The 25,941-nt window shown below is 68.9% G+C and carries 25 protein-coding genes and 1 riboswitch; of the genes, 13 read left to right on the top strand and 12 right to left on the bottom strand.

The window, feature by feature from the left end; genetic code table 11:
• Positions 1-11: 11 nt before the first annotated feature.
• Positions 12-1,016 (bottom strand): cytochrome d ubiquinol oxidase subunit II, encoded by a 1,005-nt coding sequence (cydB, locus tag OG885_RS23240; RefSeq protein WP_405734622.1) that lies wholly within the window; start codon positions 1,014-1,016, stop codon positions 12-14.
• An 18-nt stretch (positions 1,017-1,034) separates the two neighbouring features.
• Complete coding sequence (locus tag OG885_RS23235) at positions 1,035-2,549, bottom strand: cytochrome ubiquinol oxidase subunit I (RefSeq protein WP_405734620.1); 1,515 nt, start codon at positions 2,547-2,549, stop codon at positions 1,035-1,037.
• A gap of 225 nt (positions 2,550-2,774) precedes the next feature.
• On the opposite strand from OG885_RS23235, the gene OG885_RS23230 reads away from it, so the two are divergent.
• Entirely contained in the window at positions 2,775-3,149 is a 375-nt protein-coding gene (locus OG885_RS23230; protein ID WP_405734618.1) for a cyclophilin-like fold protein, read from the top strand.
• Here the strand turns inward: OG885_RS23230 and hisC are convergent.
• Positions 3,146-4,225, bottom strand: coding sequence for a histidinol-phosphate transaminase (gene hisC, locus OG885_RS23225; protein WP_405734616.1), 1,080 nt, complete (start codon positions 4,223-4,225; stop codon positions 3,146-3,148). The two genes, OG885_RS23230 and hisC, sit on opposite strands and share 4 nt — an antisense overlap.
• Before the next feature lie 428 nt (positions 4,226-4,653).
• Between hisC and OG885_RS23220 the strand changes: the two genes are divergently transcribed.
• The 3 genes from OG885_RS23220 (at position 4,654) to OG885_RS23210 (ending at position 8,351) form a co-directional block, all read left to right on the top strand.
• Entirely contained in the window at positions 4,654-5,766 is a 1,113-nt protein-coding gene (locus tag OG885_RS23220) for a LacI family DNA-binding transcriptional regulator (RefSeq protein WP_329337166.1), read from the top strand.
• 442 nt (positions 5,767-6,208) lie between these two features.
• A complete protein-coding gene (locus OG885_RS23215) occupies positions 6,209-7,291 on the top strand; it encodes a metallophosphoesterase (RefSeq protein ID WP_399953433.1) in 1,083 nt (360 codons plus the stop codon).
• A gap of 193 nt (positions 7,292-7,484) precedes the next feature.
• Complete coding sequence (locus tag OG885_RS23210) at positions 7,485-8,351, top strand: hypothetical protein (protein WP_405734613.1); 867 nt, start codon at positions 7,485-7,487, stop codon at positions 8,349-8,351.
• Positions 8,352-8,464: 113 nt separating this feature from the next.
• Here OG885_RS23210 and OG885_RS23205 read toward each other — a convergent pair whose 3' ends face one another.
• Together OG885_RS23205 and thiC are read right to left on the bottom strand one after the other, a co-directional pair.
• Entirely contained in the window at positions 8,465-9,487 is a 1,023-nt protein-coding gene (locus OG885_RS23205; RefSeq protein ID WP_405734611.1) for a hypothetical protein, read from the bottom strand.
• Positions 9,488-9,575: 88 nt separating this feature from the next.
• Positions 9,576-11,399, bottom strand: coding sequence for a phosphomethylpyrimidine synthase ThiC (gene thiC, locus OG885_RS23200; protein WP_405734609.1), 1,824 nt, complete (start codon positions 11,397-11,399; stop codon positions 9,576-9,578).
• A riboswitch (TPP riboswitch) is annotated at positions 11,392-11,581 on the bottom strand. (Overlaps the previous gene by 8 nt.)
• 398 nt (positions 11,582-11,979) lie before the next feature.
• Between thiC and OG885_RS23195 the strand changes: the two genes are divergently transcribed.
• Positions 11,980-13,590 carry a YibE/F family protein gene (locus OG885_RS23195; RefSeq protein WP_405742828.1) on the top strand — a complete coding sequence of 537 codons (1,611 nt, stop codon included), beginning with the start codon at positions 11,980-11,982 and terminating at the stop codon, positions 13,588-13,590.
• A 178-nt stretch (positions 13,591-13,768) separates the two neighbouring features.
• On the opposite strand, the gene OG885_RS23190 is transcribed toward OG885_RS23195, so the two are convergent.
• The 4 genes from OG885_RS23190 to OG885_RS23175 all read right to left on the bottom strand — a co-directional run bounded on the left by OG885_RS23190 (position 13,769) and on the right by OG885_RS23175 (position 16,069).
• Positions 13,769-14,206, bottom strand: a complete 438-nt coding sequence (locus OG885_RS23190; protein WP_399953421.1) for an SsgA family sporulation/cell division regulator — start codon at positions 14,204-14,206, stop codon at positions 13,769-13,771.
• 98 nt (positions 14,207-14,304) lie between these two features.
• The gene (locus tag OG885_RS23185) at positions 14,305-15,030 is read right to left on the bottom strand and encodes an IclR family transcriptional regulator (protein WP_405742826.1); all 726 of its coding nucleotides are present in this window, start codon (positions 15,028-15,030) and stop codon (positions 14,305-14,307) included.
• A gap of 360 nt (positions 15,031-15,390) precedes the next feature.
• Positions 15,391-15,603: a DUF5326 family protein gene (locus OG885_RS23180; RefSeq protein ID WP_405734607.1), complete on the bottom strand. Its 213-nt coding sequence runs from the start codon at positions 15,601-15,603 to the stop codon at positions 15,391-15,393.
• 148 nt (positions 15,604-15,751) lie between these two features.
• On the bottom strand, positions 15,752-16,069 hold the full coding sequence (locus OG885_RS23175; protein WP_405734605.1) for a cupin domain-containing protein: 318 nt from the start codon (positions 16,067-16,069) through the stop codon (positions 15,752-15,754).
• Positions 16,070-16,129: 60 nt separating this feature from the next.
• On the opposite strand from OG885_RS23175, the gene OG885_RS23170 reads away from it, so the two are divergent.
• From OG885_RS23170 to OG885_RS23150, 5 genes are all read left to right on the top strand, one after another.
• Positions 16,130-16,507, top strand: a complete 378-nt coding sequence (locus tag OG885_RS23170) for a phage holin family protein (RefSeq protein WP_405734603.1) — start codon at positions 16,130-16,132, stop codon at positions 16,505-16,507.
• Positions 16,508-16,515: 8 nt separating this feature from the next.
• The gene (locus OG885_RS23165) at positions 16,516-17,007 is read left to right on the top strand and encodes a low molecular weight protein-tyrosine-phosphatase (protein WP_405734601.1); all 492 of its coding nucleotides are present in this window, start codon (positions 16,516-16,518) and stop codon (positions 17,005-17,007) included.
• Positions 17,004-18,143 (top strand): cystathionine gamma-lyase, encoded by a 1,140-nt coding sequence (locus OG885_RS23160; protein WP_405734599.1) that lies wholly within the window; start codon positions 17,004-17,006, stop codon positions 18,141-18,143. The genes OG885_RS23165 and OG885_RS23160 overlap by 4 nt, the downstream gene beginning before the upstream one ends.
• A gap of 227 nt (positions 18,144-18,370) precedes the next feature.
• Entirely contained in the window at positions 18,371-19,276 is a 906-nt protein-coding gene (locus OG885_RS23155; protein WP_405734597.1) for a LysR family transcriptional regulator, read from the top strand.
• A gap of 88 nt (positions 19,277-19,364) precedes the next feature.
• Positions 19,365-19,847 (top strand): NUDIX domain-containing protein, encoded by a 483-nt coding sequence (locus OG885_RS23150; protein ID WP_059194394.1) that lies wholly within the window; start codon positions 19,365-19,367, stop codon positions 19,845-19,847.
• 16 nt (positions 19,848-19,863) lie between these two features.
• On the opposite strand, the gene OG885_RS23145 is transcribed toward OG885_RS23150, so the two are convergent.
• Both OG885_RS23145 and OG885_RS23140 read right to left on the bottom strand, forming a co-directional pair.
• Positions 19,864-21,378, bottom strand: coding sequence for a globin domain-containing protein (locus OG885_RS23145; RefSeq protein WP_405734594.1), 1,515 nt, complete (start codon positions 21,376-21,378; stop codon positions 19,864-19,866).
• Positions 21,379-21,803: 425 nt separating this feature from the next.
• Positions 21,804-22,436 (bottom strand): HAD family hydrolase, encoded by a 633-nt coding sequence (locus tag OG885_RS23140; RefSeq protein WP_405734592.1) that lies wholly within the window; start codon positions 22,434-22,436, stop codon positions 21,804-21,806.
• A 195-nt stretch (positions 22,437-22,631) separates the two neighbouring features.
• Between OG885_RS23140 and OG885_RS23135 the strand changes: the two genes are divergently transcribed.
• Positions 22,632-23,498: a GNAT family N-acetyltransferase gene (locus tag OG885_RS23135; protein WP_405734590.1), complete on the top strand. Its 867-nt coding sequence runs from the start codon at positions 22,632-22,634 to the stop codon at positions 23,496-23,498.
• Positions 23,499-23,610: 112 nt separating this feature from the next.
• Here the strand turns inward: OG885_RS23135 and OG885_RS23130 are convergent, their stop codons facing one another.
• Positions 23,611-24,873 (bottom strand): MFS transporter, encoded by a 1,263-nt coding sequence (locus OG885_RS23130; protein ID WP_405734588.1) that lies wholly within the window; start codon positions 24,871-24,873, stop codon positions 23,611-23,613.
• Between the two features lie 142 nt (positions 24,874-25,015).
• Here OG885_RS23130 and OG885_RS23125 point away from each other — a divergent pair, with 142 nt between their 5' ends.
• On the top strand, positions 25,016-25,474 hold the full coding sequence (locus OG885_RS23125; protein WP_405734586.1) for a MarR family winged helix-turn-helix transcriptional regulator: 459 nt from the start codon (positions 25,016-25,018) through the stop codon (positions 25,472-25,474).
• A gap of 9 nt (positions 25,475-25,483) precedes the next feature.
• A complete protein-coding gene (locus OG885_RS23120) occupies positions 25,484-25,936 on the top strand; it encodes a GNAT family N-acetyltransferase (RefSeq protein ID WP_405734584.1) in 453 nt (150 codons plus the stop codon).
• Positions 25,937-25,941 lie beyond the last annotated feature (5 nt).

The following is a 25,941-nucleotide window of genomic DNA, read 5'->3' as shown; positions in this document are numbered from 1 at the left end:
TGAAACACACCTCAGTGCGTGGCTTCGGCGATGTGCTGCGTTCCGATGCGCTTGCGGAACACCCAGTAGGTCCAACTCTGGTAGAGCAGGACGATCGGCGTGGCGATACCGGCACACCAGGTCATGATCTTCAGGGTGTACGGGCTCGACGAGGCGTTGGTGACCGTCAGGCTCCAGTCCCCGTTGAGGCTGGAGGGCATGACGTTCGGGAAGAGGGTCAGGAAGAGCATGGCCACGGCGGCCACGATCGTCACCCCCGAGAGGGCGAACGACCAGCCCTCGCGCCCCGCCTGATTTGCCACCAACGCCGCGACCAGCGCGGCCACCGCGACCACGAGAGCGACCAGGCTCTTGCCGTCACCGCCGTCGACCTGCGTCCACGTCAGGAAGATCAGCGCGCACACGGCCGTGACGAGGCCGACTTGGAGCGCCAGCTTCCGTGCCCGCTCCCGGATGTCGCCGACGGTCTTGAGGGCCGTGAACACCGCCCCGTGGAAGGTGAAGAGCGTGAGCGTCACCAGTCCGCCGAGGAGGGCGTAGGGGTTGAGCAGGTCCCAGAGGGTGCCGACGTACTCGAAGTTCCTGTCGATCTTCACACCCCGCACGATGTTGCCGAAGGCGACGCCCCACAGGAACGCGGGGAGGAGCGAGGTCCAGAAGATCGCGGTCTCCCAGTTGCGCTGCCAGTTCTCCTCGGGCCGCTTCGCCCGGTACTCGAAGGCCACGCCGCGGACGATCAGGCAGACCAGGATGAACAGCAGCGGCAGATAGAAGCCGGAGAAGAGCGTGGCGTACCACTCGGGGAAGGCGGCGAAGGTCGCGCCGCCCGCCGAGAGCAGCCAGACCTCGTTGCCGTCCCAGACGGGGCCGATGGTGTTGATCAGCACCCGCTTCTCGGGCCGGTTGCGGGCCAGCAGCCTGGTGAGGATGCCGACCCCGAAGTCGAAGCCCTCCAGGAAGAAGTAGCCGGTCCACAGGACGGCGATGAGGACGAACCAGACGTCGTGAAGTTCCATGACTCGATCTCCCTGGGCCTAGTACGAGAAGGCCATCGGCTTGTCGGCGTCACGGGTGTCGCCGCCGATCTTCGTGGGCGGGTTGAGGTCGGCCTCGGTGAGCTCGGGCGGGCCGGCCTTGACGTACTTCACGAGCAGCTTGACCTCGACGACGGCGAGGATGGCGTACAGCGTCGTGAAGACGATCATCGAGGTGAGGATCTCGCCCTGGGAGACACCGGGGGAGACCGCGTCACGGGTCTGCAGGACGCCGTAGACGACCCACGGCTGACGGCCCATCTCGGTGAAGATCCAGCCCCAGGAGTTGGCGATCAGCGGGAAGCCCATGGTGAGTACGGCGATGCGCCAGTACCACCGGGTGAGCTTCGGGCCGAGGGCCTTCTGGCCCCGGGGCAGCAGCACGAGACGCGGCACCTCGTCGTCGGCCACCCGCAGGTGCTGCGGCAGCATGAACTTCTTGCGGGTCAGCCAGAGTCCGAGCAGACCGATCGCGAAGGACGTCATGCCGAAGCCGATCATCCAGCGGAAGCCCCAGTAGGCGACGGGGATGTTGGGCCGGTAGTCGCCGGGCCCGTACTTCTCCTGTTCGGCCTTGTTGATGTCGTTGATGCCGGGGACGTACGAGGTGAAGTCGTCCTTGGCCAGGAAGGACAGCAGGCCCGGGACCTCTATGGCGACCCTGTTGTGGCCCTTGTCGACGTCGCCGACGGCGAAGATCGAGAAGGGAGCCGGCTTCTCGCCGTCCCACAGCGCCTCGGCCGCGGCCATCTTCATCGGCTGCTGCTCGTACATGATCTTGCCGAGGGTGTCACCGCTGATCGCGGTGAGCATGCCGCCGACGATGACGGTGACCAGGCCGAGCCGCAGCGAGGTCTTCATGTCGCTGATGTGCTTCTTGCGCAGCAGATGGAAGGCGGAGACGCCGACCATGAACGCGCCACCGGTCAGGAACGCGGCGGACAGCGTGTGGAAGGCCTGGGCGAGGGCGGTGTTCTGGGTCAGCACCAGCCAGAAGTCGGTGAGCTCGGCCCTCCCCTTCGCCTCGTTGATCTTGTAGCCGACCGGGTGCTGCATCCACGAGTTGGCCGCGAGGATGAAGTACGCCGACAGGATGGTGCCGATCGAGACCATCCAGATGCAGGCCAGGTGGATCTTCTTCGGCAGCTTGTCCCAGCCGAAGATCCACAGGCCGATGAACGTCGACTCGAAGAAGAAGGCGATCAGAGCCTCGAAGGCGAGCGGCGCACCGAAGATGTCACCGACGAAGCGCGAGTAGTCGGACCAGTTCATGCCGAACTGGAACTCCTGCACGATGCCGGTGACGACGCCCATCGCGATGTTGATCAGGAAGAGCTTGCCCCAGAACTTCGTGGCCCTGAGGTACTTCTCCTTCTCCGTGCGCACCCAGGCCGTCTGCAGACCCGCCGTGAGGGCGGCGAGCGAGATCGTCAGGGGGACGAAGAGGAAGTGGTAGACGGTGGTGATGCCGAACTGCCATCGCGCCAGTGTCTCCGGCGCCAGAGCCAGGTCCACGTCGTCAGTCTCCTTACGTGCCGTGGTAAAGCGGCAGTTTGCCCCTTATGCAACACACATCAAGGGATCAACCGGGACACGCTTGTGAACGCGTTCACATTCACAAGCCCAGTATGACGTACTGAATTTCGACGGACGGCAGGGGGGTCATGTCTCCTGCGTCACCCCGGCCGCCGCACCCCGGCCCCTTGGCAGCAACTTCAACATCTTGTTGAATCCCATGCCGTGCAGATACGACTCTCATGGCCCTCGGGCCACCTCACCGCATCCCTCGACGACACCCCGACGGCACAGGCCCTCACCAAGGCACTGCCGCTCGCCTCCACCGCCCACATCTGGGGACAGGAGGTCTACTTCGACACCGGCGTCTCGGTTCCACGTGAAACCAACGCCCAAGAGGTCGTGGAACCGGGCACCGTGGCCTTCTGGACCGACGGCGACGCCCTCGCGCTCCCCTACGGGCCCACGCCGATCTCGCGGGGCGACGAGTGCCGCCTCGTGAGTCCGTGCAATGTTCTGGGCCGCCTGAACGGCGACCCGGGCCTGCTGGCCTCTGTACGGGACGGAGACCCGGTCCGCCTGGAACTGGCCGACGACTAGAGCTCCTTACGGAACCCTTCCGCCACCTTCAGGAAGATGTCGTTCGCCTCGGCCTCCCCGACCGTCACCCGCACACCCTCGCCGGGGAACGGACGGACCACCACACCATGCCGGTCGCACGCCGCCGCGAAGTCGACCGTGCGCTCCCCCAGCCGCAGCCACACGAAGTTGGCCTGGGTCTCGGGCACCGTCCAGCCCTGAGCGCGCAGCCCCTCGACGACCCGGTTGCGCTCACACACCAGAGAGCCCACCCGGCCGAGCAGTTCGTCCTCCGCGCGCAGCGAGGCGATCGCCGCGTCCTGCGCGAGCTGGCTGACGCCGAAGGGCACCGCGGTCTTGCGCAGCGCCGCCGCCACCGGCTCATGGGCGATGGCGAATCCGATGCGGAGGCCGGCGAGGCCGTACGCCTTGGAGAAGGTCCGCAGGACGCACACGTTCGGCCGGTCGCGGTACAGCTCCACGCCGTCGGGCACCTCGGGGTCGCGGATGAACTCGCGGTACGCCTCGTCGAGGACGACGAGCACATCGCTCGGCACCCGGTCGAGGAACCGCTCCAGCTCGGCCCGCTTGACCACCGTGCCGGTCGGGTTGTTGGGGTTGCAGACGAAGACCAGCCGCGTCCGCTCGGTGATGGCGCCGGCCATCGCGTCCAGGTCGTGCACATCACCCGGCGTCAGCGGCACCTTCACCGAGGTCGCGCCGCTGATCTGCGTGATGATCGGGTACGCCTCGAAGGACCGCCAGGCGTAGATGACCTCGTCGCCCGGGCCCGAGGTCGCCTGGATGAGCTGCTGGGCCACGCCGACGGAACCGGTGCCGGTGGCCAGATGGGCGAGCGGGACGCCGAAGCGCTCCGACAGCTCGTTCATCAGGCCTGTGCAGGCCATGTCGGGGTAGCGGTTGAAGGACGAGGCCGCGGCCGTGACGCTCTCCATCACACCGGGCAGCGGCGGATAGGGGTTCTCGTTGGAGGACAGCTTGTAGGCGACCGGGCCGTCGGCCGCGGCAGGCTTGCCCGGCTTGTAGGTGGGGATACCCTCCAGCTCGGCGCGCAGCTTGGGGCTCGTCTCGCTCACCGCAGTCCTCCTCGCGACCACCGGCGGCCCGTCCACGCCGCCGGCTTCCAATACTCCACACCTTATGAGGATTCGGCCCCGGTGCGTACAGGTGAGACGTAGGAGACCGCAAACCCCATCAGCCCCACAGGCATCAGGGGCATCACCGGCCGAAGGCAGACGAATCGCAGGGCGCTCTCACATATATCTATGCGCCGGTAGTGCGCGCCGTGGCGCGCATCCCTCGTGAAGGTGAGTTGAGACCTCTTCGAAACATCGAGGAGTTGGCAGGCTCATGCGTGTCGACAAGTCACGTAGTGCCATTGGATCGTTCAACTCCCTTTCATTCGAAGGGAATTGACGGATGATGACCATGCAGAAACGTGCCTGTCAACGCGTGCATATGCGTCCGCACTACCCCACCGCATGAGCCCTACTATCGGCTCGCCATGACAGCAGCAGGGAAGCACCAGGTGAGCCGCGCGGAAACCTCACGTCGAGGCAGCCGACCGGGCCGGGCGGGCATCAGAGACGTGGCCGCCGCCGCCGGAGTCTCCATCACGACCGTCTCCGATGCCCTCAACGGCAAGGGCCGGCTCCCGGACGCCACCCGACGCCATGTCCGTGAAGTCGCCGACCGGCTGGGCTATCGCCCGTCGGCAGCGGCCCGAACCCTCCGTACCGGCAAGTCGGGACTCATCGGCCTGACCGTGACGACGTACGGGGATGAACCTTTCACCTTCACCGAGTTCGCGTACTTCGCCGAGATGGCCCGGGCTGCCACCTCGGCCGCGCTCGCCCGCGGCTACGCGCTCGTCATCCTCCCGGCGACCTCGCGGCACGACGTGTGGTCGAACGTCGCCCTGGACGGCACGGTCGTCATCGACCCCTCCGACCAGGACCCCGTCGTCAGCGAACTCGTCCGGCAGGGCCTGCCGGTCGTCTCCGACGGCCGCCCGGCCGGCGAGCTGCCGGTGACCGCGTGGGTCGACAACGACCACGAGGCCGCCGTCCTCGGCATCCTCGACCATCTGGCCGACGCCGGCGCCCGCCGCATCGGCCTGCTGACCGGGACGACGACGGACACGTACACCCATCTGTCGACGACGGCGTACCTGCGCTGGTGCGAACGTGTCGGCCAGGACCCGGTGTACGAGGCCTACCCGGCCCACGACCCCTGTGCGGGCGCCGTGGCCGCCGACCGGCTGCTGGCCCGGCCCGACCGGCCCGACGCCGTCTACGGACTGTTCGACCCGAACGGCACCGACCTGCTGGCCGCCGCCCGCCGCTACGGACTGCGCGTACCGGAGGACCTGCTTCTGGTCTGCTGCAGCGAGTCGACCGTGTACGCCAGCACCGAACCGCCCATCACGACGCTCTCGCTGAAGCCCCGGCGGATCGGCACAGCGGTCGTCCAGCTCCTCATCGACGCCATCGAGGGGGTGGAGTCGGACCAGCCGGTCGAGCAGGTGATACCGACCGAACTGATCGTGCGCACCTCGTCCCAGCGGCGCCCGCCCCGGACGACGGTCAGCCCGCCCCGGTCGCCGGAGGAGAAGTAGCACTCCGGTCGCGAGCAGCCGAAGCCCGGCCGGGAGTGACAGAACCCGGCCGGGAGAGGCGTGCCGACCGAGGGCGGTCGGCACGGGAGCGGCGGCGGAAGCGGCGGACCGAGAGGCGTCCGTCCGGGAAGCGGCCGCGGGGCGACGGACGGATGCTCCTCCGCACGGAACGGGGTGCCGGGGCCGCGGAAAGGGGCGCCGGGCCCACGGGAAGGGGCGCCGGGTCCGCGAAAAGGGGCGACGGCAGCGCCGTCAGCAGGTGGCCGAAGCCCTGCCCAATCGGGGCGAAAGCCGCGGTGAACTGGACTCTTGCGCCGATTCACCACCCCTGGGTCATCACATGGCGCGATCCGCATTCCTATGATGGGCCCACGACACCGCGGGCCGCTGCGACCAGGCAGTCCGAAGCGGTGCAGATGCGGCGTGATGGTGGAGGGGTCTGATGACTCAGGGGGCCGGTCAGGGACCCGAAGCGGAGCGGACGGCGACGTTGCGCGACTTCCGGGTGCCCGCGTACGTCCACGAGACCGGTCCGTACGGCCAGAGCACACACCCTGGCGATGTCGCGCCGCCCCACGAGGAGGCGTACCCCGAGGGCTACCCGGAGGGGTACACCCCGACCGAGCGGAACCTGCCGGTCGTCAACCGCGGTGACACCCTCCAGGTGACCGTCGACCCGGCCGTGCTCCCGCAGCCCGTGGACGGGTCGGGCGCGCTGTACGTCGTGGGCGATGTGCACGGCTATCTCGACGAGCTGGTGGCGGCCCTCCAGGAGAAGGGCCTCCTCGACTCCGCGGGCAACTGGTGCGCCGGCACCGCCCGGCTGTGGTTCCTCGGTGACTTCACCGACCGCGGCCCGGACGGCATCGGCGTCATCGACCTCGTGATGCGGCTGTCCGCCGAGGCCGCCGCGGCCGGCGGCTACTGCAAGGCCCTCATGGGCAACCACGAGCTGCTGCTGCTCGGCGCGAAGCGGTTCGCCGACACCCCCGTCAACTCCGGGGCGGGCACCGCCACCTTCCAGGCGGCCTGGCTGCTCAACGGCGGCCAGAAGACCGACATGGACCGTCTCCAGGACCACCATCTGCAGTGGATGGCCCGCCTCGACGCCATGGAGTCCGTCGACGGTCATCTGCTGGTCCACTCGGACACCACCGCCTACCTCGACTACGGCGACTCGATCGAGGCGGTCAACGACACCGTCCGCGAGACCCTCACGCGCAACGACGCGGACGAGGTGTGGGACCTGTTCCGCAAGTTCACCAAGCGTTTCTCCTTCCGCGACGAGGGAGGTGCAGACGCCGTCCGTTCGCTGCTGGATACGTACGGCGGCACCCGCATCGTTCACGGTCACAGCCCGATTCCCTATCTGCTGGGCGAGGTCGGCTCCGAGGACGGCGAGGACGGGGGCGGCCCGGTGGTCGAGGGACCGCACGTCTACGCCGACGGGCTGGCCATCGCGATGGACGGCGGCGTGACCATGGCCGGAAAGCTGCTGGTCCAGCAACTTCCCCTGGATATCTGAACGTTCACAGGGCAGACGATCCCCCATGACGGACTGAGCCGAGACGGCGCAGGCCAGGGCCCAATTTCTGGAAACCCCCTGTCACCCTGTGCCGTCACCGCTCTACCATCGGCTTATCCGTAGCAGGCTCCCCTCCGTTTCTGCCCGACGGCTCACAGTCATGCGAGCCCCAAGCCCTACGGAGCATCGGGGGATGCACATGAACAGCGTTCCGCAGCACCTGCTGAGCGAGGACCGCCAGGAATACGAGCGGATCCTCGATGAGGCGCTGCGCTCCGCCCCACACCGCCCGGAACTGGCCGCTGTGGGGCAGCGGCTGAATCCCGAACAGCTGCGCACCATGGCGCTGAACGCCACCGCGATCATCACGGCGGCCGCGGCGACCGAGTACCAGCACTATGTGAAGGTCCGCGAGGAACTGCGCCAGCCGGCGCCGTCCACCCCGACATCCGTGCGCGAGACCGGCTCTGCGGAGTCCGGCTCGGGCGCGGCGGGGCTCGCCGCCACCATGGGAGAAGTCGCCGAGACGGCCGGCGCGGGTGCCGTCGCCGTCGTCGCGGTGCTCGCTCCCGTCCTCGCCGGGACCGCCGCGGCGATATTCCTGCTCGTCGGCTACATCCTGAAGATGCTCAATCCCGAACAGGCGTTCGCCAGAACGATGCTGACGACGGGCTGGGTCTTCGGCGCGATGACCGCGGTGGCCATCCTGGTCGCCGCGGTGGGGCTCCTCATCACCGCCCTGCGCAACCGCCCCTCGCTCGTCGACACCGGGCCGTACGCCGAGCTCACCGGGGAGGTCGCCCGTGCCAGGGAGGCCTGGCACGACGCCCTGCTGGAGCGGGGCGTGCTGCCCTTCCTGCGGGACGCCCTGGCCGACCCCGGCACCGCGGCCGCCCTGCACCGCGCGACACCGCCGGCACCCAGCCGTATGCCGAACCTCGGCTACGGCCGCCCGGGCTTCAGCAGCCCGGACGACGGCTCCACGGGCTCCCGCCCCAGCTTCACCAGCCCGGACTACACCAGCCCGGACTTCGGCGGCCCGGAACACCAGCCGGAGTAACCCCGGCTTGCGCCCCTCGCCGCGGCGAGCCGCCTACGGGGGAGCGCAAGTCGGATGCCCGGCCGGCGGCATGGACAGGAGTACGGGATACGCCTGTCCCCGCCGCCCGACGATCACTCCGCGATCGGCGGATGCACCCGGTTCCCGGCAACCGTGAACTCCGGAAGGGTGATGACGGCGATGGTGTCCGGCTGGGCCACGGCCAGGCGGGTGCCGTCCGGGTGCAGAGCAGCGACGGGCGTCGGAATGTGGGTGACCCCGTAGCTGCCGTCTCTCTGGGGCACCTTCACGGTGGGCCATTCCGCCACCACCGCGCCGGTCGTGACATCGATCAGCCGCGGGTGCCCGTACAGCGAGACGACCGTGTCGCCCCGCGCGATCAGGGTGCCGATGCAGAAATCGACCTTGCTGCGATGGATCCACCCCCCTGCGGAGAGCGACCACACGCCCAACTCCCCTGGACCGAGGTCAGGGGTCTCCTCACCGTCGCGAGGCTCCCCTACGGTCGCCACAGCCAGGCGATCATCGTCAAGCCAGCAGGCCGAGGCGACCTCGCCGGCGATGCCCGGGTCCGCGGGCAGCACGCCCTGGCCGTCGAGCAGAGCGGGGTCGGTCAACGCGCTGGTCAGGTCAAAGACTTCGACCACGCCGTGCGGATGCCACACCCAGCCCGCCGACAGCAGGTGAGTCCCACCCGGGCTCATCGCCAGCCGCGAGTGGAAGACGTCCTTGGGATCACGTTCGCCATCGGTGAGCCACTCTCCCGACTCCGCGTCCTCGATCTCCAGGATGTTGTATTCATCCGGGCAGTGGACCAGAACCTCGCGGCCGTCCTGCAACGCGCCGAGCGTCACCGGATAGTCGAAGACATCGGCCTGGTAGTAGCTCCGGTTCAGCTCACGGACGAGCTGATCACCATCGAACAGCAGGGCCTTGGTCCCACGCTCGGTATAGACGACGGAGTAGCGACCGGACGGGGAGACGACGCTCCGGTCGAAGGGAAACCCGTGGATGAACGAGGCAGGCTGCTCCACGCCGTCGGGACCCCATCGGCGGCCCCCACCCACCAGATCGACCAGATCATCGCCGTCCCACGCCAGCGACTGCGCCTCATCCGTCACCTTGAGAACGATCAAGGCTCCACCCACCCCTCATCCCTGAATGCACGACGGCGCTGCCCCGAAGACACCAAGCCCCCTCCGGAGCAGCGCCGATGAACGGACGTCAGTCCGCCAGCGGCAGGTACACCCGGCTCCCGCTCGCCGCGAACTCCTTCGACTTCTGCAGCATCCCCTCAGCGATCTCCTCCTGCGACGCCCCCTCGGCCGCCGCACCGCCGAACCGCTCTGTGATGCTCTGGCTGATCTTCATCGAGCAGAACTTCGGGCCGCACATCGAGCAGAAGTGGGCCGTCTTGGCCGGCTCCGCCGGGAGGGTCTCGTCATGGAACTCCCGGGCCGTGTCGGGGTCGAGGGCCAGGTTGAACTGGTCCTCCCAGCGGAACTCGAAGCGGGCGTCCGACAACGCGTCGTCCCACTCCTGTGCGCCAGGGTGTCCCTTGGCGAGGTCCGCCGCATGGGCCGCGATCTTGTAGGTGATGACGCCGGTCTTCACGTCGTCACGGTTGGGCAGGCCCAAGTGCTCCTTGGGCGTGACGTAGCAGAGCATCGCAGTGCCCCACCACGCGATCATCGCGGCGCCTATGCCCGAGGTGATGTGGTCGTACGCCGGGGCGACGTCCGTGGTCAGCGGGCCGAGCGTATAGAACGGAGCCTCCTCGCAGATCTCCTGCTGAAGGTCGATGTTCTCCTTGATCTTGTGCATCGGGACATGCCCCGGGCCCTCGATCATGGTCTGAACGTTGAAACGCTTGGCGATCGTGTTGAGTTCCCCGAGCGTCCTCAACTCCGCGAACTGCGCCTCGTCGTTGGCGTCCGCGATCGAGCCGGGCCGGAGGCCGTCACCGAGCGAGTACGTCACGTCGTAGGTGGCGAGGATCTCGCACAGTTCCTCGAAGTTCTCGTAGAGGAAGCTCTCCTTGTGGTGGGCCAGGCACCACGCCGCCATGATCGACCCGCCGCGCGAGACGATGCCCGTCTTGCGGTTGGCGGTCAACGGCACGTAGGGCAGCCGCACACCCGCGTGGACCGTCATGTAGTCCACACCCTGCTCGGCCTGCTCGATGACCGTGTCCTTGTAGATCTCCCAGGTCAGTTCCTCGGCACGGCCGTCGACCTTCTCCAGCGCCTGATAGAGCGGCACCGTGCCGATGGGGACGGGGGAGTTGCGCAGCACCCACTCGCGCGTGGTGTGGATGTTGCGGCCGGTGGACAGGTCCATGACCGTGTCGGCGCCCCAGCGGGTCGCCCAGGTCATCTTCTCCACCTCTTCCTCGATGGAGGAGGTGACCGCCGAGTTGCCGATGTTGGCGTTGACCTTCACCAGGAACCGCTTGCCGATGATCATCGGCTCGATCTCCGGGTGGTTGACGTTGGCCGGGAGCACCGCGCGTCCCGCGGCGATCTCCTCCCGTACGACCTCGGGCGCCACGTTCTCCCGGATGGCCACGTACTCCATCTCGGGCGTGATCTCGCCGCGGCGCGCATACGCCAGCTGGGTCACCGCCTCGCCGTCACGGCTCCGGCGCGGCAGTCGGGGGCGACCCGGGAAGACGGCGTCGAGGTTGCGCAGATTGCCGCCGCGCGGCGAGGTGTGCTTGATGCCGTCGTCCTCGGGACGGACGGGGCGGCCCGCGTACTCCTCGGTGTCGCCGCGGGCGATGATCCAGTTCTCCCGCAGCGGGGCCAGGCCACGGCGGACATCGGTCTCGGCCGCTGGATCGGTGTACGGGCCCGAGGTGTCGTACAGCGTGACCGACTGCCCGTTGGTGAGGTGCACCTGTCGGACCGGCACCCGCAGGTCGGGGCGCGAACCCTCGACGTACGCCTTGTGCCAGCCGATGGACTTCCCGCTCTCCGTGGACTCTTCGCCCTGAATGGGCTGTTCGTCCTGGCTGGAGGCAGGCGTGCGTGCGTCCTTGATGGTCATGAGACCTACTCCCTACGCCGGCATTACCCGGTAACAGGTTCGGCGGTCGACGCAGCGGCTTCCGTCCGCCGACGTTTCGTGGGGAACGTCACTCACTGGTGACGACGTTCCACGTGAAACATCGCTGGGACGAAGGTCAGCGCCCTCTCAGCCCGGTGCTCCGAGCTCCCGCGTGTACAAAGGTGCCTCCACGCTAGCGTCAATTCGGGCGCGGTGAACAGAGGGCCCCTGCCGTTCTTGCGATGATCGGTCGGTGACCACGACACCTCAGCCCCCGTACCCGCCCGAGCCACCCCGTGGCCCCGGCAGCAGAGGCGAAGCGCCTGGCACCGGGGGCGGGCGCCGGCCCGGGAGCGGAGGCGCGGGCGACGCGGGCAGCGGCGTCGGCGGCAGGACCGGGCATGGTGCTGGGCACGGTTCCGGGTACGGCCCCCAGCGCGGATCGGACGACTGGAGCGGGCCCGCAACGGGCAGCTGGAACACGCCTGGACCGGGTGACTGGAGCAGGCAGGGTCCCGGCACGGGCGGCCCGGTCGGAGGCGGTCCCGCCGTCGGTGGCCCGGGGCAGCGCGGTCCCGGCATCGGTGGCGGCGGAGGTCAGCGCGGACCCGGGCCTGGCGGCGGTCACGACGACCACCGCGGCCAGCACGGCCAGCACGGCCAGCACGGCCAGCACGGCCAGCACGGCCAGCAGAGCCACGACCACGATCACGGCCGCGGCGCCGATGTCGTACACCGGCACGGCACCGGCTCAGGCCCCGGCGGCGGTGACGGTGAGGGTGGAGGTGGTGGCGCCGGAGGGAACGGCGGGAACGGACACTCGCACGGCCACAGTCACAGCCACGGCCCGGCCGCCCCCGTCTCCCAGCACCTGCGCAAGGTCATCGCGGCGATCCTCATCCCGTTCGGCGCCGCCGTCCTGGTCGGTCTCGCCGTGCTGTGGCCCGGGGGCGCGCCCGCGCACGAGCGCACCGGCGTCGGGTTCGACCGGCAGACCCAGCAGGCCACGGTCACCAAGGTCGACAAGGTGAGCTGCAAGTCCGTGAACGCCTCGGGTGGGACCCCGACCGGCGACACCTCCACCGCGGAGGGCTCCTCCGCCCAGCAGGAGGCCGACGGCACCTGCAAGAAGGCCACGATCCGAGTCGACACCGGCAAGGACAAGGGCCGTACGTTCACCGAGATCGTGCAACCGGACCAGTCACGTCAGCTGGACGAGGGTGAGAAGGTCGTGGTCGCCTACGAGCCTTCCGCGCCGAAGGATCTTCAGTACTCGGTCACCGACGTCAACCGCAGGTTCCCCATGGCGCTGCTCGCCGGGATCTTCGCGCTCGCCGTCGTGGTCGTCGGGCGGCTGCGGGGCGTCATGGCGCTGGTCGCGCTGGCCATCAGCTTCCTGATCCTCAACTTCTTCATCCTGCCCGCGATCCTGCAGGGCTCGAACCCGCTGGTCGTGGCAGTGGTCGGGGCGAGCGCCATCATGCTGATCGCGCTGTATCTGTGCCACGGGCTGTCGGCGAGAACCTCCGTGGCGGTGCTCGGCACACTGATCTCGCTGGTGCTGATCGGCGTCCTCGGCTCGCTGTTCATCGGCTGGGCGGCGCTGACCGGCAACACGGACGACAACACCGGTCTGATCCACGGCCTTTATCCGTCGATCGACATGAGCGGTCTGCTGCTCGCAGGTGTCATCATCGGCTCGCTCGGTGTCCTCGACGACGTGACCGTGACACAGACCTCGGCGGTCTGGGAGCTGCACGAGGCCAACCCCTCGATGGGCTGGCGCGGGCTGTACCGCGCGGGCATCCGCATCGGCCGCGACCACATCGCCTCGGTCGTCAACACCCTCGTCCTGGCCTACGCGGGCGCCGCGCTCCCCCTGCTGCTGCTCTTCTCGATCGCGCAGAGCAGCGTGGGAACGGTCGCCAACAGCGAGTTGGTCGCGGAGGAGATCGTGCGCACGCTGGTCGGCTCGATCGGCCTGGTGGCGTCCGTACCGGTCACCACCGCTCTCGCGGCCCTGGTCGTCGCGGCCGACCGGCCGGGCTCCGCGACGGTTCCCACGGGCGGCGAGCCGACTCCGGCCGGGGCGGGGGCGGGGGGCCAGGCGGGAGCGTACGGTCCGCAGGGCGCCCAAGTTCCGCAGGCTGCCGCCGCACGGGGTGGCCGTGGCCGCCGGCGCAAGCGCTGACGCCGGTCCGGCGGTCCGCCGCCGAAGCCCGAGGTCTGTGGAAACCGCGGCACCAGGAACCCCGCCTCCACAGAGGATCTGCCTAGAGGAGATCCTCCGAGAGGATCCCAGAAGAAGCGTTCCTGCATAGCTCCACGTCTCCCGCTGAAGCGTTCCGCCTCCCTCCCGGCGGGGCGCTTCAGCCCGCGCTCTGCTCCTCCGCCAGGATGCGGTCCAGCGCCTCGTCGAGATGGGCGTCGAAGTCCGCGAGGGCCCCTTCCTGCCCCAGCGGCACCAGCTTGTCGGTGCGGTCGAGGAAGGCGATCAGCGGCGCCGTCGACGAACGGAACAGCGCCTGGTCGGCACCGACCTGAAGCCGGATCAGAACCTCACCGAGCGTGTCCGCCTCGGCCGGCGCGATCCGCACATCCCCGTCACCGCTCGGCCGTCCCACACCGTCGATCAGCAGCTCGCGCCCGAAGGCCCAGGTCACCGGCGCGTCCCCGGGCAGATGGAAGGTCAGTCGCACGGCATAGGGATCACAGGTCTCGTAGCGCAGCTCCACCGGGATACGGAAAGAGAGCTCCTCGGAGACGAGAAAGCTCATCATGACCTCTGCCTGCACGGACTCGTCCATCGCCTACCCCGTCATCTGAGTTGACTGGCCGGGAATGATCCCTTTGACACTGTAGGAATCTTGCTGAACGTATACGGGAGATCACAAGGAGTGAGTTTTCAGATACTGATAGAGATCGCGAGCGACCCCAGGAGCTGTCCGATCTCGCTCTGTAGCTGACGTGTGGCGCTTAGCAGTCGATCGGCCTGGTGGGAAGGGAGAGAAATGGCCATCGTCGCGGCGGTGGGCCCGATGGTGATGGGAATCGCCGCGCACACCGTCCCGAGGGCGTACTCCTGCTCTTCGAAGACCGGGTCCATCCGCCCCATCCGGTCCAGCCGCCGGAGCAGCACATGGCTGTCACGCACGGTGTACGGGGTGATGGCCTGTACGGGGTAGCGCTCGAGGTGGTCGCGGCGGGCGCTCTCGTCGAGCTGGGAGAGCAGGCACTGACCGATGGCGTGCGCGTGCCCGGTCTCACGGAAGTCGGCCCACTCCTCGACCGCGGGATTGCCCGGGGTGTCGGAGACGCACATGACCTCGATCTCGCCGTCGCGGTACATGGCGTAGTACACGGGTACGCCGATCACGTCCCGCCAGTGCGCGAGGGCCTCGACAACGGTGCTGCGACGTTTCTCCTGGGCTCCGCTGCTGCTCAGTCGCTCAGCCGCCGCGCCGAGGAAGAACAGGCCCTTGTCGCGGCGCAGATAGCCCTCGTGGACCAGCGTGCGCAGTAGGTGGTAGGCCGTCGGCAGGGCCAGGCCGGTCTCCCGGGCCAGTTGCTTGGCGGGGGCGCCGTGCTCGTGTCCGGCGACGGACTCCAGCAGGCGCATCGCGCGCTGCACGGAGCCGATGAGGGTCCCGGAAGGGGCTTGCTCGGACGGATCCGGCTGGTCCGGGGCCGCCGTCGTCCCGTCCCGTCGTACGGAACTCTCCGGTCGTGCCGGGGGCGCCGTCTGTAGGGGTACGTGAAGTTCTGCGGGGGCGGTGTCAACCGTGGCCAAGGGTCACTCCCGAAGCACGAGGGGGCTGCCCGTGCGGGGGGACACGGGAGGGGGTGTACGCCGCTCGCGGGGGATCGTCCCCGCGTCGAATTCCGGACTTTAACCGCCTGCCACCGCTCACAGACGGCCTGTGCCGAAAACTTCCCTCGCCCGAGGGAACCGGTGATTCCTGTTACCGATCACCGATGCCCCACGCGCTCCTCACCAGTCGCTGCGCGACGAGGAGCTCGACGTGAACTTCCGTACGACATAGATGAGCCCGCCGACCAGGGCCACGAAGACCAGTGCCCTGAAGAGCAGCCAGACGACGAAGTGCAGAACACTGGCTATCAGCCCGCCGAACACGACCAGGGCGATGACGGGCACCGCGATCCACTTCACCCACCACGGCAGTCCCGCGAAGATCTCACGCATCGCCCTTACCTCTCTCGTCCCGGCTTCTCTTGGCGCCGGATCATTCCGATGTCCTGCTTCGATGCTAGGACGGGCAAGGGCCCGGGCGGGGGCTTCGCACCCCCCGTCCTCCCCTGATCGAACCCCTAGGGAACCCCGAGACGGCTGCTCAGCTTTCCGGCGGAGAGAACACCACCAGGACCCTCAGGTCCTCGCTGATGTGGTGGAACTTGTGGGCGACACCGGCCGGCACGTACACCACGCTGCCCCGGGCCACCTGGGTCGTCTCCATCCCCACCGTGATCGCGGCACGGCCGCTCACAACGAAGTAGACCTCGTCCTGGTTGTGCGGCTTCTGTGGATCATGCTCACCGGCGTCCAGTGCGTACAGGCCGACCGACATGTTCCGTTCCCGCAGAAACTGCAGGTAGGCGCCGTCATTGGCGGCGCGCTCCGCCTCCAGTTCGTCCAGCCGGAATGCCTTCATCGCCGTTGTCCACCCTCGTCCCACTGCTGGTAACCGATCTCTTCTGCCACGATCAGACACATGAAGAATTTTGTAGTCAAGACGATCGCCAACGCGGGCGCCCTGGCGGTCGCCGTGTGGCTGCTCGACAAGATCACCCTGACCGGTGACAGCACTGGTAAGAAGATCGGGACCCTGATCCTCGTCGCGCTGATCTTCGGCGTGGTCAACTTCCTGGTCAAGCCGATCGTGAAGCTGTTCAGCCTCCCGCTGCTGATCCTGACGCTCGGCCTGTTCACCCTGGTCGTCAACGCGCTGATGCTGCTGCTGACGTCGTGGCTGGCGGACAAGCTCGACCTGAGCTTCCACGTCGACGGCTTCTGGACCGCCGTCCTCGGTGGCCTGATCATCTCGATCGTGTCCTGGGCGCTCAACGTCATCCTCCCCGACGGGGACTGAGCCCGGGGATGACCTACCGCGTCTGTTTCGTCTGCACCGGCAACATCTGCCGCTCGCCGATGGCCGAGTCCGTCTTCCGCGCCCGCACCGCGGAGGCCGGGCTCGACGACCGGGTCGAGGTCGACAGCGCCGGCACGGGCGGCTGGCACGAGGGCGACGGCGCCGATCCGCGCACCGTGTCCGTCCTCGAGGAACACGGGTACGACAGCGCCCACACGGCCCGTCAGTTCCGGCCGTCGTGGTTCGCCCGCCTCGACCTCGTGATCGCCCTCGACCACGGCCACCTCAGGGCCCTGCGCCGTCTCGCGCCCACCCCGGAGGACGCGGCGAAGGTGCGTCTGCTGCGCTCGTACGACAGGTCGGCGGGCGACGATCTCGACGTACCGGACCCTTACTACGGCGGCATGGACGGCTTCGAGGAGTGTCTGGAGATGGTGGAGGCGGCGAGCGAGGGGCTGCTCGCCGCCGTCCGTGAACACGTGGAGGGACAGGCCGCATGAGCGAATCGACCGGGGGCACCGGGGAGGGCACGCGCGCGGTGCGGGCCGGACTCCCCGAGCCCGTCAAGAACGAGCCCACCCTTCCCGGCCCGGTCTTCGCCGCCCACTTCCATCTGCCGGGCGACGTCGAGGGGCCGTACACCTACGGCCGCGACGAGAACCCCACCTGGACCCTGCTGGAGCGGGCCGTCAGTGAGCTGGAGGCACCCGGGCGGGACGACGTCCGGACGCTCGTGTTCGCCTCCGGGATGGCCGCCATCTCGTCGGTGCTCTTCTCCCAACTGCGCGCCGGGGACACGGTCGTCATGCCCGACGACGGCTACCAGGCGCTGCCCCTGGTCCACGAACAGCTGCGGGCGTACGGCATCCAGGTCCGCACCGCTCCGACCGGCGCGGACGCCCAGCTGGCCGTGCTGGAGGGCGCGCGGCTGCTGTGGCTCGAGACGCCGTCCAACCCCGGGCTCGACGTCTGCGACATCCGGCGGCTCGTGGACGCGGCACACGCGCGTGGTGCCCTCGTCGCGGTCGACAACACGCTCGCCACACCGCTCGGACAGCGCCCCCTGGAGCTCGGTGCCGACTTCTCCGTGGCGAGCGGCACCAAGCAGCTCACAGGGCACGGAGACGTCCTCCTGGGCTACGTCAGCGCCCGCGACGCCGAGGCGATGACGGCCGTACGACGCTGGCGCAAGCTCGTCGGGGCGATCCCCGGGCCCATGGAGGCCTGGCTGGCGCACCGCTCGATCGCCACGCTCCAACTGCGTGTCGAGCGGCAGAGCGCCAACGCGCTGGCCGTCGCCGAGGCGCTGCGGGACGGGCCGGAGGAGCTCGGGGTGCGCTATCCGGGGCTGCCGGACGACCCGTCGTACGAGATCGCCGCGCGGCAGATGCGCCGCTTCGGGTGCGTGGTCTCCTTCACGCTGCCCACGCGCGCGCGTGCCGAGCGCTTCCTTCAGGCGCTGCGGCTCGTGGACGACGCGACCAGCTTCGGCGGGGTGCGCTCGACGGCCGAACGGCGAGGGCGCTGGGGCGGGGACGCGGTGCCGGAAGGCTTCATCCGCTTCTCGGCCGGCGCCGAGGACACCGAGGACCTGGTGACGGATGTGCTGCGTGCGCTGCGGGAGTCGGCCGAATGACCGCTACACGTACCCGTCGGTCGGTGTCGAGCTACGTACAACGGACGGTCCGAGCCTCCCCCCTCGTGGCTCGGACCGTCCTCGGTTCCGCGCGCGAAGAACCGCGCGAACAAGGCTAGTTGACTCTGTGTCAGTGTCCAATCACAGTAGCGACAGAGACCTATCGACATATTTATAGTTGGGGCCCGGCCGGGGGCTGGAACAGGCACGGAAGGGGAGGGCGCAGCATGGATCTGGCCTTGTTGCGGACCTTCGTGACCGTGCACCGGGCCGGCTCCTTCACCCGCGCCGCCGCGCTGTTGGGCCTCTCGCAGCCCGCTGTGACCTCGCAGATCCGCACCCTGGAACGGCAGTTGGGCCGCCCCCTGTTCCTGCGGCAGGCGCGTGGCGTGACCCCGACGACCATCGGCGACGAGCTCGCCCACAAGGCGGCGCCGCACCTCGACGCCCTCGTGGAGATAGCCGAGACGGGGCTCGACGACGAGTCGTCCTTACGCACCCTGCACCTCGCCGGGCCACCCGAGTTCACCGCCGAACGGGCCCTCCCCGCGCTCACCGAACTGACCGGCGAGGACGGCCAGGGCTTCGCACTGCGCGCCTCCTTCGGGAACGCCGAGGAGACCCTGGAGGGGCTGGCCGCCGGACATCATGATCTGGCCATCTGCACGGCCCGTCCGCGCGGTGCCCTGCTCACCGCGACTCCGCTCTGCGACGAGGTCCACGTCCTGGTCGCCTCCCCGCGCCGGGCCGAGCAGATCGGCGCGGGAACAGTGCGCCACAAGGGCGCGCACGCCCTGGAGAACGTTCCGGTGGTCGAGGTGCATGAGTCGCTGCCGTTGGTCTCCCGTTACTGGGCGTCCGTCTTCGACTCCCGACCGGCCGCTCCGGGTACCGTCATCGTCCCCGACCTGCGCGCCGTACTGGCCTGCGCTGCGGCGGGAGCCGGGCTGGCGGTGCTGCCCCGCTATCTGTGCGCCGAGGCGCTGGAGCGAGGGGACGTGGTCGCGCTGCACCATCCCGCGGTGCCGCCGTTGCGGACGTACTTCCTGGTGGTCCGCACCGGCACGCTGGCGATGCCGCATGTGGCACGGGCGCACGAGTGGCTGTTGCGGGCGGCAGACGACTGGGGCTGACCTGCGATTCTCGACCAGGTGCCCGATGCACTCGGGCAATGACCGCGGGCGATGTTTCACGTGGAACCAAGCGGGCCACATTTCACCCATGACCGTCCGACCCGTGGTCAAGCGCACCGCACGTGCCGTTCTCCTGGACGGCGACGACCTGATCCTGATCAAGCGCACCAAGCCTGGTGTGGATCCCTACTGGCTCACCCCCGGTGGCGGGGTCGAGCCGAGTGACACGACCGTCGTCGACGCGCTGCACCGCGAGGTGTACGAGGAGCTCGGCGCCAAGATCACCGACGTGGTCCCCTGCTTCGTCGACACCGTCGAGCACATCGGCGAGGACGGCGGTGCGACCGGGGTGAAGGTCCAGCACTTCTTCGTCTGCCGTCTGGAGTCCATGGACACCTCCCTGCGGCACGGCCCCGAGGTCGATGAGCCCATCGGCGAGTACGAGATCGTGCGGGTGCCGTTCACCCGGGTCGGGATCGCCTCCGTCCACCTCGTACCGCTGTCGCTGCGCCACTACCTGGACGGCAACATCGAGGGCGTACGTGCCATGCACGCGCCCGACCTGGGATGAGGCAGAGCCGGGCTGCTCAGTCGCCGATGACGACGAGCTCCTCGACCGAGTCGTGGCGGATGCGCTCGGAAGGGATGCCGCTGTCCCTCAGCGCGTCCACACCCCTGCGGATCATCCCGGGAGGGCCCGAGACGTAGGCGTCGTACTCGTTCCAGGGGCCGTACCTGCGGATCGCGTCGGGGAGCTGGAGACGCGCCTGCTGGTCGATGACCGCGCGGACCGAGAGCCAGGGGTGGGACTGCTGGAGACGGAGCATCGTGTCGATGTCGTACAGGTCGATGTCGGTGCGGGCGCCGTAGAAGACCTCGACCGGGCGGCGCTCGCCGCGTTCGGCCACGTCCTCGACCAGTGCCTTGATGGGCGCTATGCCGGTACCGCCGCCCAGGCAGAGCAGGCCGCTGTCGGTGGTGTGGTCCACGGTCATCGAGCCGGCCGGCGGGCCGAGGCGGAGGATGTCGCCGGGCCGGGCGCGGTGCACCAGGGCGCCCGAGACCCAGCCCGCGGGGACGGCCTTCACATGGAACGACAGCAGGCCGTCGGAACGGGGTGCCGAAGCGAAGGAGTAGTGCCGCCAGATCCGCGGCCACCAGGGCGTCTCCAGGCTCGTGTACTGCCCGGCGAGGAAGGGATAGGGCTGGTCCGGGCGGACGGTCACGACGGCGACGTCCGGCGTCCTCAGGTCGTGCGCGACGACCTCCGCGTGCCACCAGGGGGGCGCACGCAGTTCATCCGCGGCTGCCGCGTCGATCATCACCTGCGAGATCGTCGTGTACGCCCGGACCCACGCCGCCTCGAACTCCGGCCCCCAGACGTGCTCGGCGTACTTGCTCAGCGCGCCGATGAGGCACTCGCCGACGGCCGGGTAGTGCTCAGGACGGGTGCCGTACTTGCGGTGACCGCGGCCTAGGTTCTGGAGGTAGTCAACGAGCACGGGGGTGTTGTCGATGTGTTCCGCGGCGGTGAGCAGCGCCTTGAGCAGCCGGTCCCGCTGGGTGTCCATCGCCGCGGGGAAGAGCGAGCGCAACTCGGGGTGGCGGACGAAGAGCAGGGCGTAGAAGTACGAGGTGACCTTGTCGGCCACGGGGCCGACCTCCGCCATGGTCCGGCGGATGAGAACCGCGTCCGGGGAGGCTTGCTGAGCCCTCGCGGAGGCGGCCCGCTGAGGCGGCACACGCCGTTCGGCTGGAGGGGCCGCGGAGGCCGATATCGGGGGCGTCTGTGGGGTCGGTACGGGTGACGGCGGGGCGGGGGGCGCGGGCTGGTGAGGGGCGAGTGACTGCGGGACGGGGGATACGGGCTGCTGAGGGGCAGGTGGTGCGGGCTGGTGATGCTGCCCCGTCTCTGGTGCCGCCGTGTGCTCGTCGTGGCCGGTCGTGGTCCTGCCGACGGGGCGCAGTGCCGCCAATCGGTTGCCCTCGGCAGCTTCCTGCTCACCGTCCGGCGCCGTCACCGGCTGCTGGTGCGGCGTGAACCAGCCGCCCCCGCCGCCGGAAGTGCCGTTGTCGGCCGACGTGGTGGTCGGAGCGTCCATGGTGTGCCTCGCCTCGAACATCTTTCGGTCGGTCTGCGCACTTCCCCGGTCGGAATGTGCCTGCTGCCCCCGCAGACGGCTTGCTTTCTCCGTCGATGGCCACGGCCGATGCGGCCTTGTTCGACCCGTATTAACGCCCCATACGGACAAGTAAGGAGACAGTGCGACATTGGCCGCAGCGCTCTCACCGCAGCATCCCATCGCGCACGGATACCCGGCCGCATAACCGAAAATGCGGGTCTTCGATCTCTCCGTCCCATTAGGCTGCGTTGCCTCGTTCGCGGCCCGACACGGGGAGGTGCACAGAGAACACGCTCCTCGCCGGACGAGAACCGGAGTCGACCCTACCGGGCACCGCTCCGCACACAAGTCCCCCCTCGGTCCGCCATGAATGAGCCAAGGGCACTCACCATGAATTCGCTCAATTACCAGGAGCGACGCGCCAATTCATAGGCTCCCCACAGATCCTTCCCCGCATAGGAGTGGGTCGCGAGACCGGTCAGATGACTGTCGGCATTGACCGCCACGGAGACCGGAACCACACCGAAGAGGTCCCTGTCGGACGACGAGTCTCCATAAGCGACACAATCGGCCCGAGTGACCCCGAACTCCTTGCACAACCGATCGGCAATCACGACCTTGGCCGCCGCACTGAGCGCCCCGGCCGGATCCACGGGCTCGGTGAACGGCACGGCGGGAAAGCGCGACCCGTGCGCCGCATGCGCACCCCAGTCGATGAGTCGCTCCACGAAGAAGGACGGCGACAGCGACACCACGGCGCAGTAGTCGCCGTTGCTTCGGATCTCCCCCCAGACCTCACGAATACGGGCCAGCCAAGGCGCCCCCTCGAATGCGGCCGTCACATGGGCGTCCGTGAGATCCGCCCACAGGGTGTGCACCCGCGTCGCATACTCGGGCGGCTCGATGAGACCCGACGAGATCGCCTGGTCGAGGGCCACGACCTCGGCTTCCAGGCCGAGCTGCCGGGATATCTCGACAGGGGCGGAGGTTCCGTGCAACAACGTGCCGTCGAGATCGAAGAGATGAAGTCTGGCCATGGGCCCCGAGGCTAGCCGGGCCGGCTTTCGGTACATCGACGAGGACGCCGGATTCCTGCGGCTCGCCCATGTTTCACGTGAAACGACGACCAGCTGTCGTCGGGCTGTGCGGACGGCTACGGCATGGCCAAAAGCTCGTACTTCTCCGCGGAAACAGGTGGACGCCAGGGGTGCCCTTCAGACAGCCTGACCTGCGTGTCGACACCTTCCCCCGCTTCTCTGCCCATCCGCCGTCTGACGCATCGCGATCTCGTCGCCTGCGCCGACTTGTCCGAGGACCGGGGGTGGCCGCGCGAGGAGCACAAGTGGGGCTACCTCCTCGCCTCCGGAACGGGATACGGCATCGACGATCCCGAGGGCGGACTCGTCAGCGCCTGCGTCGTCACCACGTACGGGCCGCAGGAGCGCCCGGAACTGGGAGCCATCGGCATGGTCCTGGTCGCCGAACGGCACGCCCGGAAAGGCATCGGCCGCCGCTTGATGCGCCATGTGCTCGCGGCGATGGGCACCACACCCCTCACCCTGCACGCGACACCGAACGGCCGCCCCCTCTACGAGGAACTCGGCTTCAAGGCCACCGGCCGAGCGGAGATGGTGCGAGGCCACTTCAACGCCGACGGTTACCGGCCCACCGTCACGACACGGGCGGCCACGGGTGGAGATCTCTCCGCCATCCTCCGGCTCGACGAAGCGGTGTTCGGCGCCGACCGCACGCACATCGTCACGCGCCTGCCCGCCTTCGCCGACCAGCTGCGGGTCGCCGAGGAGAGCGGCCGGATCATCGGATACGCGGCCGCGTGGCCCAACATGGACACCCATGTCGTGGGCCCGCTCGTGGCCCGGGACACGGAGACGGCCAAGGCGCTCATCGCCTCCCTCGCCGCCCACACGGACCGCCCGCTGCGCACCGACATCGACGTACGTCACGAAGAACTGCTGGCCTGGGCGAAGGAGCACGGCCTGGCGTCCATCGCATTCAACGCGGTCATGACGTACGGCATCCCGGAGCTGCCGGGCGACTGGAACCGTCGGTTCGCGCCGGTGACGGTGGCGGCGGGGTGACCGTGACCGCCACGGAGAGCTGAGGAGCGCCGATATACGACTGCGCCGGTCCCCGAGGAGTTACGGGGACCGGCGCGATGTCCGCACCGCCAGGTCGGCGGCGGGCGCAGCCTCAGTGGTGGGCGACGGACCGCTGCTCGGCGGACACGGCTGCCGCTCCAGTCCCAGTCCCAGTTCCGGCTCCGGCTCCGGCTCCGGCTCCGGCTCCGGCGACTATCACGCTGGGCCCGTTGTCCCGGCGTTCCAGGGCCGCCGAGAGGACGGCGAGGCCCAGGGCGCCCGCCGCGAGGGCCGCGCCCACCCAGTTGGGGGCGGTGTAGCCGAGGCCGGCGCTGATGACGAGGCCGCCGAGCCAGGCGGAGAGTGCGTTGCCGAGGTTGAAGGCGCCGATGTTCACGGCCGAGGCGAGCGTCGGGGCGCCGTGCGCCTGGTCGAGGACGCGCTTCTGGAGCGGCGGGACGGTGGCGAAGCCGAGGGCGCCGATGAGCGCGATCGTGACGGCCGCGAGCACCTTGTTGTGGGCGGTGAGCGTGAAGAGCGCGAGGACGATCGCGAGGGCGCCCAGGGAGACGTACAGCATGGACATCAGGGCTCGGTCCGCGTACTTGCCTCCGACCAGGTTGCCGCCGACCATGCCGAGGCCGAAGAGGACGAGCAGCCAGGTGACGGAGCCGTCGGCGAAGCCGGTGACGTGGGTCATCATCGGCGCGATATAGGTGATCGCAGCGAAGACACCGCCGAAGCCGAGCACGGTCATCGCCATGGCGAGCAGGACCTGGGTGTTCTTGAAGGCGGCCAGTTCGTGGCGCAGGTGCACGCCTTCGGGCTTGGGCAGGTCGGGGACCAGCTTGGCGATGCCGACCAGGCCGACGACGCCGAGCGCGGCGACGACGGCGAAGGTGACCCGCCAGCCGGCGGTCTGTCCGACGAGGGTGCCGAGCGGCACACCGACGACGTTGGCGACCGTCAGACCGGTGAACATCATCGCGATGGCGCCGGCCTTCTTGTCCGGGGCGACCAGATCGGCCGCGACGACCGATCCGATGCCGAAGAAGGCGCCGTGGGCGAGCGAGGCGACGATCCGGCCGATCAGCATGACGCCGAACGCGGGGGCGAGGGCGGAGAGCAGGTTGCCGGCGATGAACAGGCCCATGAGCGCCATCAGCATGCGCTTGCGGGAGACCTTGGTGCCGAGCACGGTCATGAGCGGGGCGCCGAACATGACGCCGAGCGCGTAGCCCGTCACCAGGAAGCCGGCCGTGGGGATGGAGACACCGAAGTCTCCCGCGACCTCGGGCAGCAAGCCCATGATCACGAACTCGGTGGTTCCGATGCCGAAGGCCCCGATCGCGAGGGCAAGAAGCGCGAGAGGCATGGAGGTCTGCACCTTCCCGGTTGATTGCATGAGCGCTTTACGGTTGATGACAATACTTGCAGACGCTCGTTAATTGCAAGCGCAGGCTATTGCGGGTCTGCCCTATCCTGGTTTCAGCCGTTCCGGGACGAAGGAAGCGCCAATGACAGCGACGGACCCCGCACTCACCGCCCTCGCCCAGGGTTGGTGCGCCCTCTCCCTGCTGCACGGGAGGATCGAGGCGCATATCGAGCGAGCCCTCCAGACCCGGCACGACCTCAGCGTGCGCGAGTACTCCCTGCTCGACGTCCTCAGCCGCCAGCACGACGGCGACGGCGGCCACCTCCAGATGAAGCAGGTGGCCGACGCGGTCGTGCTGAGCCAGAGCGCCACCACGCGACTCGTCACCCGGCTGGAGGACCGCGGCCTGCTGACCCGCTACCTGTGCCCCACCGACCGCCGCGGCATCTACACCAACGTCACGCCGGCAGGCCTTGCCCTGCTGGAGGAGGCGCGGCCGACCAACGACTCCGCGCTGCGCGAGGCGCTGGACGAAGCGGCCAGGAACCCCGAGCTGGCGCCCCTGGTCAAGGTCGTCGAGTCGCTGAAGGCGCCCGCATAGGCTGACGGCATGGGAGATCTTGAAATACGTGCCGCCGGCTCCGACGACGTCGCCGCGATCGTCGCGATGCTCGCCGACGATCCGCTGGGTGCCCAGCGCGAGTCACCCGACGACCTCGCCCCGTATCTGACGGCCCTGGAGCGGCTCAGCGCCGACCCCAACCAGCACCTGATGGTCGCCGTGCGCGAGGGCCGCGTCGTCGGCACCCTCCAGCTCACGGTCATCCCCGGCCTGTCCCGGCGCGGCTCCACCAGGTCGATCATCGAAGGCGTCCGCGTACACGCCGACGAGCGCGGCAGCGGTCTGGGCACGCAGCTCATCGAGTGGGCGATCGACGAATCCCGGCGCCAGAACTGCCAGTTGGTACAGCTGACCTCCGACGTCACCCGTACCGACGCCCACCGCTTCTACGAACGGCTCGGTTTCGAGGCCTCGCACGTGGGCTTCAAACTGCCGCTCTGATGTTC

Origin of the sequence: Streptomyces sp. NBC_00028, assembly GCF_045041065.1 — a bacterium.
Taxonomy (GTDB): Bacteria; Actinomycetota; Actinomycetes; order Streptomycetales; family Streptomycetaceae; genus Streptomyces.
The sequence above is the reverse complement of the archived record's forward strand: the minus strand, read 5'-3'. Positions and strand labels throughout refer to the sequence as shown.

Excerpts from the sequence above, each read along its gene's own strand:
- cydB (WP_405734622.1), bottom strand. The coding sequence starts at position 1,016 with ATGGAACTTCACGACGTCTGGTTCGTCCTCATCGCCGTCCTGTGGACC.
- OG885_RS23220 (WP_329337166.1), top strand. The coding sequence starts at position 4,654 with ATGACAGCAGCAGGGAAGCACCAGGTGAGCCGCGCGGAAACCTCACGT.
- OG885_RS23215 (WP_399953433.1), top strand. The coding sequence starts at position 6,209 with ATGACTCAGGGGGCCGGTCAGGGACCCGAAGCGGAGCGGACGGCGACG.
- OG885_RS23210 (WP_405734613.1), top strand. The coding sequence starts at position 7,485 with ATGCACATGAACAGCGTTCCGCAGCACCTGCTGAGCGAGGACCGCCAG.
- thiC (WP_405734609.1), bottom strand. The coding sequence starts at position 11,399 with ATGACCATCAAGGACGCACGCACGCCTGCCTCCAGCCAGGACGAACAG.
- OG885_RS23190 (WP_399953421.1), bottom strand. The coding sequence starts at position 14,206 with ATGGACGAGTCCGTGCAGGCAGAGGTCATGATGAGCTTTCTCGTCTCC.
- OG885_RS23180 (WP_405734607.1), bottom strand. The coding sequence starts at position 15,603 with ATGCGTGAGATCTTCGCGGGACTGCCGTGGTGGGTGAAGTGGATCGCG.
- OG885_RS23175 (WP_405734605.1), bottom strand. The coding sequence starts at position 16,069 with ATGAAGGCATTCCGGCTGGACGAACTGGAGGCGGAGCGCGCCGCCAAT.
- OG885_RS23170 (WP_405734603.1), top strand. The coding sequence starts at position 16,130 with ATGAAGAATTTTGTAGTCAAGACGATCGCCAACGCGGGCGCCCTGGCG.
- OG885_RS23165 (WP_405734601.1), top strand. The coding sequence starts at position 16,516 with ATGACCTACCGCGTCTGTTTCGTCTGCACCGGCAACATCTGCCGCTCG.
- OG885_RS23160 (WP_405734599.1), top strand. The coding sequence starts at position 17,004 with ATGAGCGAATCGACCGGGGGCACCGGGGAGGGCACGCGCGCGGTGCGG.
- OG885_RS23155 (WP_405734597.1), top strand. The coding sequence starts at position 18,371 with ATGGATCTGGCCTTGTTGCGGACCTTCGTGACCGTGCACCGGGCCGGC.
- OG885_RS23150 (WP_059194394.1), top strand. The coding sequence starts at position 19,365 with ATGACCGTCCGACCCGTGGTCAAGCGCACCGCACGTGCCGTTCTCCTG.
- OG885_RS23145 (WP_405734594.1), bottom strand. The coding sequence starts at position 21,378 with ATGGACGCTCCGACCACCACGTCGGCCGACAACGGCACTTCCGGCGGC.
- OG885_RS23140 (WP_405734592.1), bottom strand. The coding sequence starts at position 22,436 with ATGGCCAGACTTCATCTCTTCGATCTCGACGGCACGTTGTTGCACGGA.
- OG885_RS23130 (WP_405734588.1), bottom strand. The coding sequence starts at position 24,873 with ATGCCTCTCGCGCTTCTTGCCCTCGCGATCGGGGCCTTCGGCATCGGA.
- OG885_RS23125 (WP_405734586.1), top strand. The coding sequence starts at position 25,016 with ATGACAGCGACGGACCCCGCACTCACCGCCCTCGCCCAGGGTTGGTGC.
- OG885_RS23120 (WP_405734584.1), top strand. The coding sequence starts at position 25,484 with ATGGGAGATCTTGAAATACGTGCCGCCGGCTCCGACGACGTCGCCGCG.